Source organism: Micrococcus sp. M4NT, from assembly GCF_033790745.1.
In the GTDB taxonomy this organism is placed as follows: Bacteria; Actinomycetota; Actinomycetes; order Actinomycetales; family Micrococcaceae; genus Micrococcus.
In genome coordinates this window covers 1-15,032 of the sequence record NZ_JAMYEH010000018.1, presented here as the reverse complement: position 1 = coordinate 15,032, position 15,032 = coordinate 1, and the positions used below count along the sequence as shown (strand labels likewise).

Below are 15,032 nucleotides of genomic sequence, written 5' to 3'. Positions count from 1 at the left end.
GGCAGCAGGCGGGCCGCTCCGCGGCCGCCTCGGGTACGGCGCTGGCGCGCCGCCCGCCCCGCTGGCGCGGGGCCAGCCTCGCTCCGCTCGGCGGCGGGTGCCCGGGTGGGTTGCGTGCCCGGCGTACAGGGGTTCTGCGGGGCGCTGACGCGCCGCCGGAGAGCTCGGGCAACGGCGGGCCCTGGACGGTAAAGGGTCGGGCGAGGTGCTGTGCGGCCGTCTGCGGGGTGTTCAGCACCCCGCCCGAGTGTGAGGCCTGCCGAGGGGTGAACGAACCTCACGCGGGCGCATAGCGCCCCGCCGCCCCCGAGGGCAGCGGCCAGCGGGGTGGGGGGCGCCGCCCGGGAGTGGCAGGGCCGGCCACCGGCCGCCCCGAGGCGGGAGCCGGGCGGGGCGGGGCCGGGCCAGGTAGGGCGGGCAAGGAACCTTGCTCCCTTGCTCTCTTGCTTCCTTTCCTCTCCCTCGCACGCCCCGTCGCGTGCCCGGGTGCAACCCGTGACGCGCACCCCGTCCCACAGCACGCCGGCCACCCGGCCGGGGGGCGTCACCAAATGCACGTGCCCACCCACCACACAGGCGAACGGGCACAACAACAGACCAGACCGATCAGCCAGCCTGACGCATCACATACGCCTCCAGGGGCGGAACGAGCGGGCCGGAGTTTGGCAGGCACCTGGGCAACATCGATGGCTGGTGGGCGCCCCCACTCATGGCTCGAACTCACAGCGACTCACATAGTTATCAAAACGTTACACACACGAACGACAATACTTTCTATTATGTACGTGTCTCTCATCAAATATCGACAGGAGAGGGCCAATGCCCCAGACACTGAAGCGCCTCGCCGGCGCAGCCACCAGCGCCGCCCTAATCGCAGGAAGCATTGCCGCCCCGGCCACTGCAGATCCACCGAGCAGTCAGGACACCTACTCAGCGCTGGTGGGTGTCACCGGGCTTGAGGGAAAGCATGTACATGCGCCATTCGCGGATCTCGCCATGTACTCGCATAAGTCACCTTCTGTGCCCGCTGCTAATAACATCTTCGTCACACTCCCTGAAACGGCTGACTCCCCCATTACCATCGAAGATCGCTCGAACGGCGAGCAAATTTCTATGTCACTCGACCCGACAGTCGATGATGCCGGGATTGAAGTCCTGCCAAACGGGCATGTCTCATATATGAGTGAGAACAACTATTCGACCACACCCCTGGTCAAGACTGACGGCAGCGTTCAGGTAACCACAGTAATCGAAGATGAAACAGCACCTGCGGAATATCGTTACACACTGGACCTCCCCGCCGGTAGTACCCTCAAAGAGACTCCATCAGGGGGCTACATGATCGTAGACTCAAATGGCGACTACGACGGTGGAATCGCTCCCCCCTGGGCGGTTGATTCAGAAGGGAATGAGGTCGACACCTCATTCCACATCGAAGATGGAGATACGCTCGTCCAAACAGTACGCCACGACAAGAACACTGCATATCCTGTGGTTGCCGACCCAATGTGGGGCAAGGATCTTATCTCTAGCGTAAAGTGGATCAGCAGGAATGGAGTTGTCTCCATGTCTGTCACACCGACCGGATGGAACCGATTCAATGTCGGGTTCGAGCCTGCGATTACAGCCGGGTGGGAGGAGGCAAAGAATAAGACGCCTCGCACCATTATTTCCGGGAAGACTTACAGTAGAAGCACTGCCGCTACCACTCAGATGTTCTGGCAGTACCGCTGCCATCAGGTAGGTGCTTTCGCTAAGGGAGACTGGAACCTGGAGCCGCATAGGTACCGGAATACCTACCAGGATTATGTTTTCAACCTCTGCAACTGAGCACGAGAGGGGATGATTGAAGATGATTAGCTCAAAGACATGGGCCTTTATTGCCGGCCTATGTGGAGGCGGTCTTGCTGCCACCCTCATCTATATAGTTTCCCTAGGGTACATTGCGGATTCTCGCAATGTCAATATTTCTGGAGTCCCTGGGATGATCGCCGCATGCGTTCTGGGTGTTGGATTTCTCCTAACTGGAGCCATGTCAGCGCGAAATCGCGGGGCATAGAATAACACACCCGACCCCCGGACAACACACTGGCCCCCGCATTCACGGGGCCAGTGTGTTGATCTGCATAATTATTAATTTATCCGGGAGCATCCTGGATCGGGGTTTTAAATATCCCATCATTCCCACGTAGAGGGAGTTCCCATCAGAGAAACGTAGGGTAAGTCCCGAACCAGTTCAGCCTCGCCCGCGAATACTCCGCAATGCACCCGGCCGAGTAGCCATTTCGTGCCGGTAATCCAAGTAGTCGGTCACGTCGGCCTCGCACCACAACCGCCCACGCGTGACCGGGCCAGGGAACAGCCTGTCCCGGCCACGCAGTGAGCGGCCCGTGGACTCAGCCACACCCAACATCTCGTTGACACGCGGCTCGGCCACCAAACCGATCACCCGCGGGTCCAAGCCGGCCTCGTGCAGCTGCGCCACGGCGGCCGCCACCCGGTCCCGGGTGGCTGCGGCCGCGGCCGCATGCGAGTCCGCACCAGCCACCCTCGCCAGGATGTCCAGCAACGCGCGCGGGGGCCGGTACGGGCCAGTGTGGGAGTGTGTGTCCAGCGGGTGTTCCCACCGCCGCGGCGGCGGGGCCGGCTGCTCGTGGGCGGGTCCGCTCATCCCCATCTGCTGCGTCCTCCCCTTCGGTTCCACCGGCGCACCCCTGCCTCGTCCAGGGCCTGCCGTTCTTCCTTCGAGCGCACCGCGTTGAACGTGGTCAAATTCAGCCCGACTAACTGGCCCTGTCGCACAGCGTCCTGGGCGTACCGGTCGCCCATCTGCGAGGCGATCCATGAACCCATGTCCCCGCCCATGCGGTCCCGAACATCGGCCACCACGTCAGCGGCCAGGTAGCCGCCCTTGGAGCCGACATCGAACGTGCGCGTACGGCCACCACCGACATCGACCGTGGCCCGCAGATGCACGCGCTTGTCCTGACGGCTCGAGCCACGAGCCACGTTCACGATCGCCATGCGCGCCGCATGCAGCCCCGCCCCACGCTCGGGAGAACCCACGGTCTTGGGCAACTGGATCTGCACGATCCGGTTGCCATCGGGCAGATGCGTCACGCGCGTGGAGTGCCGGGTCAGTGACGCCCCGCGGCGGGTGTCCCGGGGCACGCGGGTGCGCTTGCGTGCCCCGGCCTTGGCACGCACCGGCACAAGCTTGCCCGCGGCGTTGCGCCGCCGAGACGGGGCCTTGGAGACCGCCCCCGTCTCGTGCAGCTCGGTCAGCGCAGCCCGGTAGGCCTCCCCCGAGGTCTCCCCCCGGGCGACCTTGCGCATCATCCGCTCCGACCGGTTCATGGCCGCCGCCAGCTCACCCCAGGTCAATCCGTAGACCTCACGCACCCGGACGACCAGCTCCGCCGGGGACAGCTGCGCCAGATCACTCACCCTCTGCCCCGTCCTGGGCATCCTCGCCGGGCAGGTAGTCCGCCCCGTCCGCCGGGGCAGCCTGCATCTCGTACTCCGAGTACGCCGCGTCCACGCCCAGGCGGGCGGCCTTGGCGCGCAAGCGGTTGCGGGCGGTCTCGTCACCGGGGATCTTCAGCGGGCCGGGGATGTACCCCTGCAAGCGCATGCGGCCGACCCGGCCGTCGTCGCCGCCGCCGCGCTCGACCGGCAACGCCCACGCGGGCACCTCGGTCGTGTAGATCGCGTCGCCGCGAACGCCCAGCAGCGTGGACGCCGGCACGTGCAACGCCCCGCCCTCCAAGCCGTTCGCCATGGGCCCGGAGAGCATCCGCGCCCGCGCCCGCCCCCAGACCTGCACCGCGAGCTCCGGGTGGTAATACCGGGCCGCCTGCGCATCGAAGTGGGCCTTGGTCGTCCAGAGGAACGCCCTCCCTTGCTGGCGCACATCGGCCGCCGTGGAGGGCACCTCCTTCGGATCGAAGGCGATGTGCGTCTGATCCCGGCCCCGCGCGGCGAAGTTGCCGATCGTGTTGATCAGAATCGAGCGCAGCGCTGCGGACACGGCCGTCTTGATCGTCTCGTCCATCAGCGGGTCCGCCGCCACAGCGGCGCGGGCCTCGGAGAGGTTCTTCTGCCAAGTGTCCAGCGGCCGGGCGGTCACCTTCCGATCCCGGTCCCGGGCGCCGGGAACCTGCGTGGTGAACACCACCGACTCGACCGGGTCCAGCTGCCAGCCGTGGCGGGCGGCCACATGGAACTCCGCGGCGTCCACCCACGCCTCCCCCACCGCACCCGGGCGATTCGGCCAGTACCAGCCGTCCGAGGCCCGCTCGTGCTGGACCCCGAACAAGCCGATGTGCGCCCAGGTGTCCGGGACGCGGAAGCGCACATGCACTCGGGCGCGGGCGTAGGGGTTCTCCCGCAGCATGTCCGCGGTCTCCTCCCGGCGCAGACGCACCCCTGGGCCGATCCCCAGCTCCCGACACATCGCCCCGTACATGAAGCGGCCATCGACGTAGGCGAACCCCTCGATCTTGGGGGTGGCGGCCGGGTCGTGCAGGGGCACACAGTCCGGGTGCCCCCCAGCTGACGCGCCGGCCACAAGGTGCTCCACGTGGTGCTGGCCGGAGGTGCGGTGCAGCTCCTCGGCGATGTCCTCGGTCAGCGGGTACGGCTCCAGGTTCTTCGGCAACGACAACGCCCACAAGTTCGCCCCGGTGGCCGTGGGCGTGTCCATCAGCTTCCCGTCCCGGAAGAACGCGCCGATCACGTTCTCCGTGGCCTGGAAGGCCAGCCGCGCCTGATCCGGGGGCAGCGCGGTGTCCCCGAACCAGCCAGCCGCGAACTGCACCAGCATCTTCTTGCCCGTCTGACGGTGCTCGAACCGGCCCGTAGCCGGCGAACCGGTGTGGTGCCCGGCCGCGATCCATCCCGGAGTCTGCACCAACAGCCAATGCCGCTTGCCCGGGGTCACCGTGGGCACCTTGCCCGTGAACATGATCCGATCCACACCCACAGCCGCGGCCGTGTCCAGCATGTCCGTCAGGTTCGGATTCTTCCGCCGCGGACCGATCTTCGGCGGCACCACCTGCCCGTTGTCCAACACGCCCCGGCCCGTCACGTAATCGGCCCACAGGTTCTTGCGTGCCCCCAGATTCCTGTACGCCACCGGCCGGAAGCTCACCCGCGACCGGTCCCTCAGACCACTCTGCCGCTCGTACTCACCCATCCGGGGCACCTCCACTCCAACCGTTAGCACAATCTTACATTGTGCTAACGGGCGGGGGTAGGTCTCAGCCCGACCCGGCCGTACGGAGCACGAGCGCCCCCGCGGGCCTCTGCCCACCCCCGGTCATCACCTGCACCCCGGCTCGCTCCAGGGCCTGCACGATCACCTGCACATCGGGATGTTCGCGGTCCAGGTGCTCCAGAACCACCACAGGCCCCAGGTCAGCCGGCTCTGGCTCCGGGAGTGCGGTGCAGGCCCGTGCCTCTTCCTTCACCTCAGCCTCGGAGGTGAACGCGGCCTCGCGGTCGGTGGCCACTAAGACAGAGGCGGCCGACACTGCCTCCAAGCCGGCCTTACAGCGCAGCCGGGTCAGGTCCGCACGGTGCCCCGCGGGGATCTTCTCGGGGTCGATCAACCCCAGCGCCTGCACGAGCAGCCCATGATCCGCCCCGGTCAGCACCGTGGCGGTGAACAGCCCCACCCGGCCCGCCTTGCCCGCGTCATGGCCAGGATCACCGGGAATCGGATGATCGGCCACGAGCTGATCGAGCTGAGCGTGTCTGAGCCCGGCCGTGAGCACCGCATTCAGGGGACGGCGGTCACGGGCAGAGAACAGACGAGGCACCCGCCCAGAATGTCAGCCTCGATGCCTCTGCACCTCACCGGGTACCGCTACCGCAGCGATCCACGAGGGGATGATGAGCCCATCGGAGACAGGCTCAACAGCACCGGGGCGTCACAAGATGCACGCGCCCCCGGGCACTGAAAGGCCGGGGCACCATCCCCCGTGCCCCGGCCTACCACCCCAGCGCACCAGCACCCGGGACCGCTCAGCCCCGGGGCTTCACGTTCACCGCCTGCAGCTCACCGATCACCACCGGCTGCGAGCTGCGCGTGATCGTCTCGATCACGCCGGACTCGCCTCCCGCCTCCCAAGCCACCGCCCACGTGGTGATCGCCGAGACGGTGTACTCCCCCGTCTTCTTGTACGTGTACCCGCACGACGGGGACTCCTCGCGCCCATATTTCTCGTTGTACGGTGTGCCACCGTTGTGACACACCTTCTGATCGCCGTTGCCCATGTCCCAGGTGATGTACTCCACCGTAGCCGTGGCCTTCACCTCCACCCCCTCCACCTCACGGGTGACCGTGTACGGCCCCCACGCGCGCGGCTCGTTCGGGTTCTTCACCCACATCCACGCGGGCAGCCCCACCGCACCCATGGCGTTGGGGTCGGACGCCACAGACCGGGGCACCATGCCAATCTCGATCCCCTCCAGCTGCATCTGCGCTACGACCTCCACAGCGGCCGCTCCCGGGGACACCTCACCCTCCGCGCCCAACGACGACGGCATCCACCGGACCTCGTTATCGACGCCCGGCACCGTCCAGGCCCTCACGCACTCCTCCCACGCGCCCCGCGGGGACGGCGCATCGGCCGGCGGCGGCGGCTGATCCGCCCTCGTCGTCCAGACGCAGTCCTTCGCCCGGTCATAGTTGACATCGCAGCGATACGGCACGTCTCCGCCGTTGTTGATCTCGCAGTAATCGCGGTTGATCGGCTCGCTCTCATCACGCACCACCGGCTGCGTACCCTGCCCCGGCGTGCCCGGCACGGTGATTGCGACCTCGCAGTCACCGTAAACGCACCCCGCGTCGGCCGCCGACGCACTCATGGGGGCCACCAGCGCCGCCGACACTACGGCCAGCGCGGACAGCATGCCCGCGGCTCTCTTCTTCATGGTCAGCATCTCGTCACCCCCGGATCACCCTTCGGCGGCTCATACGATCCCGTGACCGTCCACCGCTTCTCCTTCTCGTCCCAGCGCGTCGAGTAGTCCAGCACATAGCGGTCCGCCCCCGTGGGCTGCTCTTTGCCGTCCGCGTCCTTGACCGTCACCCCTGAGTTGTCCTCGCAGACGCGCACGGTCGCCGAGGCGTGCTCCGTCAGCGTCCCATCAGGTGCCGACAGGTGCCCCGCCGTAGCCTGGATCAGCTCCGGCTTGGACTGGCCCTCGTAGGTGCGCCCCCGCTTCTCGAATGCCCGCGTCAGACCCTCCTGCACCTGCCCCAGGTAGGGGCCGGAGACAATCGAGGTCAGCTCCTCCACCTGCTGCGGATCGCGCTCGCGCAGTAGCACGCCCTGCGCCTCGTAGTACCTCTGGACGGTCTTCCAGGCCATCTCCTGGGCCTCCCTCTCCGTCTTCGGCGCAGCGTCCGCGCGCACCGGCTCGAACGCGGCCGGACGGGCCGAGGACGACGGCGCGGCCGAGGACGACGGGGCAGCCGACGTGGCCGACGCGCTCCCCGAGGGCGACGACGACGCGGCCGCCGTCGTGCTGCTCGCACTCTCCATCGGCGGGATGCCGTTGCGGTCCGGCTCCTGCTGGCAGCCGGTCAGGCCCAGCACCGCGGCCAGGGCCAGCCCCGCCGCCGCATACCGCCGTGAGGCGGTGGTCTTCATCGTGCGCATCATGCTCGCTCTCCTACGGTCGCTCGTACTCGGTCCATGCCCGGCCATGTCCTGCACCCCTAGAGCGGCCCCATGATCGACACCAGATGCCAGGCAAGGTGCCCACGGGAGCGCGGGTGCGCCGTAGTGCTGTCAGGTGTCCGCGTCCCCCCAGGGGTCGGCATGCGGACACCGCTCTCTCACGATTTTAGGGTGGGGCCCCGGACGGGCTACGGGGCCCCAGGGCCCGGGCCCGGGTCGATCCCTCCCGGCATCCGGTACCCCTGCTCACGCAGCCGCGCGATGACCTCCACCGTCTCCACCTCCGGGGACGCCTCCATCGCCTCCAGGTAGGCGTGCAGCCCCTCCACCAGACGCGCCACCTCCTCCCGGGCACCAGCGGCCGCCTCTGCCTCCAGCGACGCCCGCCACAGCCCCTCGTCTCCCGGGTCCACCATCCGGCCCACCCGCGTGGCCAGCTGACCATGCCCGACATGCCCGGACCGCGACGCCCGCCCCGCGAGCTCACGCGCGGCCGCCGTGATCGCCTCCACCATCTCCCGGTGCAGATCATCGGCCCAGGCCACGTTCCGGGGCCGGGCATGCTCGAACGGGGCCCCGCGCACCATGCGCAGCGCGGCCACCAACGCCGCGTCCGAGGCCGTGACCGGTGAGGGGCCCACCAGCTCACCGAACAGCGTCCAGTCCGTCGTCACCGCCGGGTGCAGCCGGTACCCATCCGGGCGCACCACCGGGAAGAACGGGCGGCCGTGGGCGTCCTGGCCCAGATACCGGCGCAGCTGGCCCGACAGCTTGTTACGGGACGCCGCCGCCGCCGGACCGTCCGCCCGCGCCCCCGGCCAGAACGCCGCCGTGTACGCCTCGGCCGACGCGCCCGGGTGCAGCGCCAGGAACGCGGCCAACGCCGCGCACCTCTGCGTCTGCGCCGCCGACACCGTGCCCGTGGACCGGGCCACCGGCGCATCCCCGGTCGCCCCGACCACCCGCAGCGGCCCCAGGATCGACACCACCGGCCCCGCCGGGCGCACCCGTTCGGCCAGCGCCGAGGCCTCCAGGTCCACGGCAGCCTCCCCCGAGGACACGGACACACCACCAGCGGCGGCCGACGCCGGGGCAGCGGTCGCGGGCACAGAGTGCGCCGGCTGATCTGCCGGCCCCTCGCGCCCGTCCTGCCCCAGCGCGGCCGCGAGCGCATCGAACATCTGCTGCGCTTGCGCGCGGGTGATCCCCGGCAGCGGCCAGGCAGCGCCTGCCAGAGCGGGCCTCGTGGGGCTCTGCGCCTCTGCGGTGATCGTCATGTCCGTGTCCTCTCCAGGGGTCAACGACTGGACACGACAAATATATACAATAAGAACCGGACAGGTCAATCGGTTCTTATGGACTACCTCTTAGGCTCCGCTCGCCGCAGCTCGGGGACGGCCCCCTCCAGCCACGCGAACATGTCGGCCGTCGACCACGCCGCCAGCGTGTCTTCCCGCCCCTGCGGGGCCAACTTGGTCTCTGCCCAGGTGAGCCAGCCCTGTGCCACCAAGCCGACCTGCATCGTGCCGCCCGTCTGCTCGGATACAGCGTGCAGCTCTGTGGGCAGGAATGTGCCGCGCCAGCGTTTGGACTTGAACGCTTCATACTCCATGCCTACGGACTCGGCCAGGGCGGCAATCCGGGCCCCGGTCATCTCGCCTAGCGCGTCGATCCATCGCCCCCCGGAGGTGCCCCCAGTAGGCAGCGAAGTACTGCGAGGCGCGCCGCCCAGTCGGGCAGCTACCTCCTCGAGCATCACGGCGTAGGGCACCTGAGAGAGCATTTCCGTCTGAGACGGTTCCGGGGCCGCGCGTAGCTCGTCCATGTCCAGGGACTCCGCCAACGCCTCCAGCGGGGAGCGCCCGACGGCACGGGCGTACTCGACCACCAGACGCCCTTCGATCACGCCCTGTCGCTTGGCGACAACCATCGCCCCAGGGGCCCGTCCTGCGTGATGAGCAAGGGCCGCCAGCGTCAGCTTCTCCTCTACCCCGGCGGCCGCCCAGGCGTAGAACCGCTCAAATGGCACGTCGCTGCGCTGCCTCACTGCTCCCATGCAGACATCTCTCCTCGTGCCGGTTACTCCTCCCCCCCATCATGGCCCAGCGGCCGGGATACCGACCTGGAGACGCCGGACGCCCGCCACCTCCCCCCAGTCGGGGCGCCGCACGGCCGATGATCCCGGTCCCTGACGCTCCGCGTTTCCACCAGCTCCGGCGGGGCCTCTTTGAGAGGCGCGGATACATCCTCGGCCGGACTGGGCTCGACCACTGGGGAGGGCTTGCGACGACGCGCGCGGCGCTTCTCCGCCCGCGCCTCTGCCCGTTCGTCCACCTCGCGCCTCAGCTGCTCGTGCACGCGTGTGTTCATCGCCAGACGGTACGGGTCACCCGGGACAGTCCACATGCCGCCTGCACCCTTGGTCCCACCGATCAGCACCACACCGCGGTGACCCTTCCAGCGGCCGCCCTCCGGCTCGGGGTCAGGCTCTCCTCCGCCCACCTTGGGGCGGCCGGTCTTGTCGTGTGTCTCGGGCATGTCCGGCAGGCGCATCCCCTCGACAGCCTCCGGCCAGACGGCACGCACGGGCCCGTCCAGGGCGTCCCAGAATCGCGCTTTGAAGTTGGCCGGGCGGATCTTGGTCTGCGCCCCGAACTGGGCCATCAGCTGGGCCCAGGTGATCTTGGAGGGCCCCTCCAGGGTCTCGCGGCGGGCGGACAGCCATAGGTAGATGTCCAGGGGCAGGGGCGACTTGGGCGAGAGGTGCATGAGCTGACGGATCGCCGCCCAGGGCACCATGACGTACCGCCCCGCCATTTTCAGCGCCTTCTGCGAGAACGTCACAGAGGGCAGAGACGGGATCACGCCCTCTTCGACGTCATCCGACTCCAGGGGATGCCAAAGGGTCACATCCTCCGCAATGTTCATCGTCCCGCGGCGCTCTAGCGCCCCCTCGGTCAGCTCACGCTTGGCCGTCGTGCTCGTGGTGATCTGCCACGTCGCAGACGTGACCAGGTGCAGCTGTAGCGCCGCCTCCTTGTAGGCCCGTCCCGACTCGGGCACGCCCAACAGGTCCAGGAACTCGTGTGCGGACTTGCCCAGCTCGACGGCCGTGGGCGCACCCGGGCGGCCCACCTCGCGGACCGCACCGATCGCACCCGCCTTGGCGAACAGCCAGAGCAACGCGAGCCGGGCGTAACGGCCCGAGGGCACCTCCGTGCGCTTGATCCCGTCTGGGCCGACTGAGGGCAGCGCGGTGACTGAGTACGTGGAGTCGCCGTTGACGCACTCCCACGACGTAGTGCCCTCGGGCAGGCGCTCACGCGGCAACGCGAACTCGGTGAGGAACGTGGGGACCATCGCGAACGGAGGCAGCTTGCCCGTGCCCTCGTGCTGGTCTGCGGGTATAGTCATCCCTGACATAGCAACTCCTTTTCAGTTGCTCTCGACCCCTCAGCCGGGCCAACGGCTGAGGGGTCATTCTTTTGTGGTGGCACACACGCTACAGCAAGGACTGCACCGAAGAACCGCATAAAATTCTCGGTTCCCGCATCATGTCCTGCCCCTGACGCGCTAGCCCTACCGTCGGCCTCATCATGCACCAGGTGCGTCGGCAGCCTCAGGACCGAATCGCTCACTGCAACACGCCCGAGTACGTGACATGTCCTGTCGTACTGAAACGCCGGGCAAATCGCGCACCGAATGACCTGTCGTACTGGAACGCATGACCGTCTCTGGGGGCCCCGATGACCTGTCGTACTGGAACGCATGACCTGTCGTACTGGAACGCATGACCTGTCGTACTGGAACGCATGACCTGTCGTACTGGAACGCCGGGGGTCCTCTCGAAGGTCCGATTCTCCGCATGATCTAGCCAAGAATCGAAGGTCAGCCCGAAGGCCCCCTACAGACTCTCCCTCCATACCCATCTCCTTCAGATTTTCCTTCAGGTCGCGTAGCGACCTGCTACGCGTACGCGAGGTTGTCCACAGCCGCCACGGCTGAGAGTCCCTCGCCCAGGTAGGCCGATTGAGCGCCCCGGGTGTTTCAGCCCCCCGCGTCCGGGCCAGGACTCACCACTCAGGCAGCCATGACGACGGCCCCCCTGGCCCTCCAGCTTCATCACCACGCCCCAGCCCTCAACAGCTGACAGACTCGCTCCTTAGCACCACGGCCAGCTCCAGCGCACTCCCCTCGCGCACCGTCTCACCCTGGCCCCGTGCTCACCTCTCAGGCGGCCATGACGACAGGTGGACACCCCCCACCCTGGCCCTGCGGCCCCCCATGGTGCCCCGTAGACCCGATCAGACCCCCAGACGGGTATTCCTGCCCCCGGTCCGTGAACGTCGCTCTACGGGGCACACAGCGCCGCACGAGGCCCCCGCCCCCGTGTCCTCCCGACCGTGGTCGCTCGCGCACGGCAGCGCCCCACCTCCGCTCGTGCCTCGGGCCCCGTGTCCGCGGGCGGGTCACAGATCCGCGTGGGCACGCCGATTCTGGGCCAAAAATCCAGACTCTCGGCGTCTGGAAATCTGGGCCTCGGCGGTCGGGCCGGCTGACCACTCCCCCACCCTCTAGGGCTCCTGCACCGGACATAGCTCCGCCCCCGGTCCCCGTAAGGGGAACGGGGGCGGGGACGGTCAGCGCGGCGGGGCCAGGGCGGCCATGTAGGCCCCCAGCACGGCGGCGCGGGTGCGGGCGGCCAGCTCGGGCAGCAGTCGCAGGTAGGTGCGCAGCTCCCCCACACACGCAGCGTCCAGGCGGGTGGGCACCAGGGCCGCATCGGCTGCGCCCACCGCCGCCACGGCCGCCGGGCCGATCCCGGCCGCAGTGTCGATCAGCGCCAGCGCGTACCCGGCCCTCCACCGGCGCACCACGTGGGCCAGGGCGGCCGGGTCTGCCCCGGTGAGCATGGGCCCGAGCACGGACGCCGGGGCCAGGGACACCCCGCCCAACACGGACCGGCGCACCGGCCGATCCTCGAACACAGGCACCGGGTAGGCGGGAGTGAGCGCGGCCATGGTGTCCCCGGCCGGGTCAGCGTCGATCACCAGCACGGGCAGACCGGCAGAGGCGGCCAGCTGCACGACCAGCAGGGACCGGCCCACCCCCTTGCCCGGGTGGCAGATCGTGACGACGCGGGCCATGTCCGGGCCCCTCTCCGCTGTCGGGCCACGCCGGGCCGGGTCTGGATATCCGGGGGCGGTGCGGACATGATTTCCACCCTGACCGGGTGAGCCACTCGCCACCGCTTTCGCTTCGCACGCTGCGGCGAGTGTAACACACGGGAAGAAGGGGGAGGGGGCGAATCGGCGTGTCGGGATCGGATGTGCGCCGGGCACGTGCAAGTGGTGACGCTGACGGCCGGTGCCTCCTCCCCTCGCGGGCATATCGCAATATGGAAATATGGCGATGTGAGCATGTCGTCACACCGGCACATCCCCACACGGGCACATCGGCATGTCGCACCGCGCCGGGCATGGCAGAGGGGCCAGCTGCGTGGGCGGCTGGCCCCTCTGGGGCGTGGTGTGAGGGGCGGGTCAGTGCAGGGGCACATCCTCGAAGGCGGGGGAGGGCTCGGCATCGGATGCGGCGTCGGCCGGGGCTGCGGGAGCGGGGGTGCCGCGGTGCAGGGGCAGGGAGGGGTCCTGGGGGTCCCCGGGGTAGGTCTGCTCCAGCGCTTCCAGGATCAAAGCCTTCAGGCTCTTGTTGGACGCGGCGCGCAGGTAGCCCAGTCGGGCGTGCATGTACTCGGGCAGTCCCACAGAGGTCATGCGCGTGGCGGTGGAGGTGCCCTCGGCGCGTGCCCCGAAGTCGGGGTAGGCGTCGGCGATGCTCACGGGCTTCTTGCGGGTCATCGGGTCATCAGCTCCGTCATCTCGGTGGCCAGGGTCCGCCACGGTTCGGTCAGGGTCGGCCAGTGGTTCCAGGCGCGGCGGATGCTCTCGCGCTGAGGGATCGAGGTCTCCAGCACCGCGGCCTCGGCCGCGTCCATCTCCGTGGACGCCTCGCGGTGACTGATCGTAGGCTTCGCGGCCCGGTTCACCAGTACGGCGTGCGGCATCCCGGCCGCCTCCAGGGCGGCGGCGGTGCGCAGCGCCTGGGTCAGGTCGGCCCCCCCCTGCTGGGTGGGCACGATGACGAACTGTGACCGGGCGAGCACGGCGCGCTGAACGTCCATGAGGCCCGGGGGAGTGTCGATCACCAGCACGTCGGCAGGAGCGGGCGTGGAGCGCAACGCGTCCAGGTTCACGGGGCTGTAGGGAATGGGGACGGGCGCGGTCTGCGCGGCCGCGTCCAGCCACTGTGTGGCCGATCCCTGGGGGTCGGCGTCCCATAGGGACACCGGCACGCCCAGCTCGTGCAGGGCGGCGGCCAGGTGGACGGAGACGGTCGTCTTGCCCACGCCGCCCTTGACGTTCACGACGGCGATCACCCCGCGGGGGCGGGGACTGTCGGGGGTGGGGGTGTTCGGGGTCATCAGCCGGCCTTCCAGTCGGGAGAGGGGGACGCCCTCACCCTAGCCGTCCATATGCAGATATGTCCATCTTCTAAGATGAGCATATGGATATATGCCCCCCCACGCGGCCCAGAGCATGCCCGCCGTAGGGGCGCCGCACGCCTGGGCGCATGCCCCGCGTCACTAGATGCACACACGGGCGCCCCCTCCCGCCTGCCGGGTCTTAGTGCAATGTGGGGTCAACCTGGGCCGTCTCGGGGGCCTGGCCTGCCAGTGGTGCTGGTAGCTGGGCCGCCCCTGCCGTCCTCGGCGGCGTGAGCTGCGCAGCCCCCGCCGTCGCCCCGCGCGGCCCCTGCCGCCCCCCCCCGGCGGCCGTCCGCCCGCCTAGCCGCCCCCACCGCCCCACGGCCTGCGTGAGCTGCCCGCCGCGCACCCGCCCGGCCCGGGCCCCGTCTGGCCCTCCCTCGGGGCCCTGCGGGCCGCTGTGGGGCCGTGTGGAGGGTCGCGTCCGTTCATGTGGTGGCCGGTGGCACGTGGGCCGGTGTTCGGGGCTGGGGGTGGGGGTGTGGGGGGCGGTTGTCCAGCTGGTCGGGGTCGGTCTGTGTCCGGGGGGTGAGGCTGTGGCCGGGGTGGGTGTGGGGGCAGCGGGTGCGCCGTGCCCATGGTGGGCCGGCTCAGTGCCGCCCGACCCGCCCCACCCTCTCCCAGGCCCGCCGTTACGCCACTTTCCGGCGGCGCGTCAGCGCCCCGCACACCACCTGTACGACGGGCACACCCCCGGTGGGGCACTGTCCCGGCGAGCGTAGCGAGCCTGGCCCCGCGCCAGCGGGGCGGGTGCGCGCCAGCGCACACCGGAGCAGGCGGCGGAGCCGCCCTGCTGC

General features: G+C 69.2%; 12 protein-coding genes. 1 reads left to right on the top strand and 11 read right to left on the bottom strand.

Going from position 1 to position 15,032, the window contains the following annotated elements; genetic code table 11:
• The first annotated feature begins 819 nt into the window (after window positions 1–819).
• Entirely contained in the window at window positions 820–1,830 is a 1,011-nt protein-coding gene (locus NJC10_RS11150) for a DUF2599 domain-containing protein (protein WP_319076617.1), read from the top strand.
• An 837-nt stretch (window positions 1,831–2,667) separates the two neighbouring features.
• Here NJC10_RS11150 and NJC10_RS11145 read toward each other — a convergent pair.
• The 11 genes from NJC10_RS11145 to NJC10_RS11095 form a co-directional block, all read right to left on the bottom strand.
• Entirely contained in the window at window positions 2,668–3,447 is a 780-nt protein-coding gene (locus NJC10_RS11145) for a hypothetical protein (RefSeq protein ID WP_319076616.1), read from the bottom strand.
• Window positions 3,440–5,137, bottom strand: a complete 1,698-nt coding sequence (locus NJC10_RS11140; RefSeq protein WP_319076614.1) for a hypothetical protein — start codon at window positions 5,135–5,137, stop codon at window positions 3,440–3,442. The genes NJC10_RS11145 and NJC10_RS11140 overlap by 8 nt, the downstream gene beginning before the upstream one ends.
• 124 nt (window positions 5,138–5,261) lie before the next feature.
• Entirely contained in the window at window positions 5,262–5,822 is a 561-nt protein-coding gene (locus NJC10_RS11135) for a hypothetical protein (protein WP_319076612.1), read from the bottom strand.
• 205 nt (window positions 5,823–6,027) lie between these two features.
• Window positions 6,028–6,948, bottom strand: a complete 921-nt coding sequence (locus NJC10_RS11130) for a hypothetical protein (protein ID WP_319076610.1) — start codon at window positions 6,946–6,948, stop codon at window positions 6,028–6,030.
• Window positions 6,942–7,673: a hypothetical protein gene (locus NJC10_RS11125; protein WP_319076609.1), complete on the bottom strand. Its 732-nt coding sequence runs from the start codon at window positions 7,671–7,673 to the stop codon at window positions 6,942–6,944. Before NJC10_RS11125 ends, NJC10_RS11130 begins: the two co-directional genes overlap by 7 nt.
• A 206-nt stretch (window positions 7,674–7,879) precedes the next feature.
• A complete protein-coding gene (locus NJC10_RS11120) occupies window positions 7,880–8,968 on the bottom strand; it encodes a hypothetical protein (protein ID WP_319076608.1) in 1,089 nt (362 codons plus the stop codon).
• Window positions 8,969–9,051: 83 nt separating this feature from the next.
• A complete protein-coding gene (locus NJC10_RS11115) occupies window positions 9,052–9,738 on the bottom strand; it encodes a hypothetical protein (protein WP_319076607.1) in 687 nt (228 codons plus the stop codon).
• A 32-nt stretch (window positions 9,739–9,770) separates the two neighbouring features.
• Window positions 9,771–11,105, bottom strand: coding sequence for a replication protein RepA (locus NJC10_RS11110; RefSeq protein WP_319076605.1), 1,335 nt, complete (start codon window positions 11,103–11,105; stop codon window positions 9,771–9,773).
• 1,226 nt (window positions 11,106–12,331) lie between these two features.
• Window positions 12,332–12,838 carry a hypothetical protein gene (locus tag NJC10_RS11105; protein ID WP_319076604.1) on the bottom strand — a complete coding sequence of 169 codons (507 nt, stop codon included), beginning with the start codon at window positions 12,836–12,838 and terminating at the stop codon, window positions 12,332–12,334.
• A gap of 393 nt (window positions 12,839–13,231) precedes the next feature.
• Window positions 13,232–13,549: a hypothetical protein gene (locus NJC10_RS11100; protein WP_319076603.1), complete on the bottom strand. Its 318-nt coding sequence runs from the start codon at window positions 13,547–13,549 to the stop codon at window positions 13,232–13,234.
• The gene (locus NJC10_RS11095) at window positions 13,546–14,172 is read right to left on the bottom strand and encodes a ParA family protein (RefSeq protein WP_319076601.1); all 627 of its coding nucleotides are present in this window, start codon (window positions 14,170–14,172) and stop codon (window positions 13,546–13,548) included. Before NJC10_RS11095 ends, NJC10_RS11100 begins: the two co-directional genes overlap by 4 nt.
• Between the last annotated feature and the right edge of the window lie 860 nt (window positions 14,173–15,032).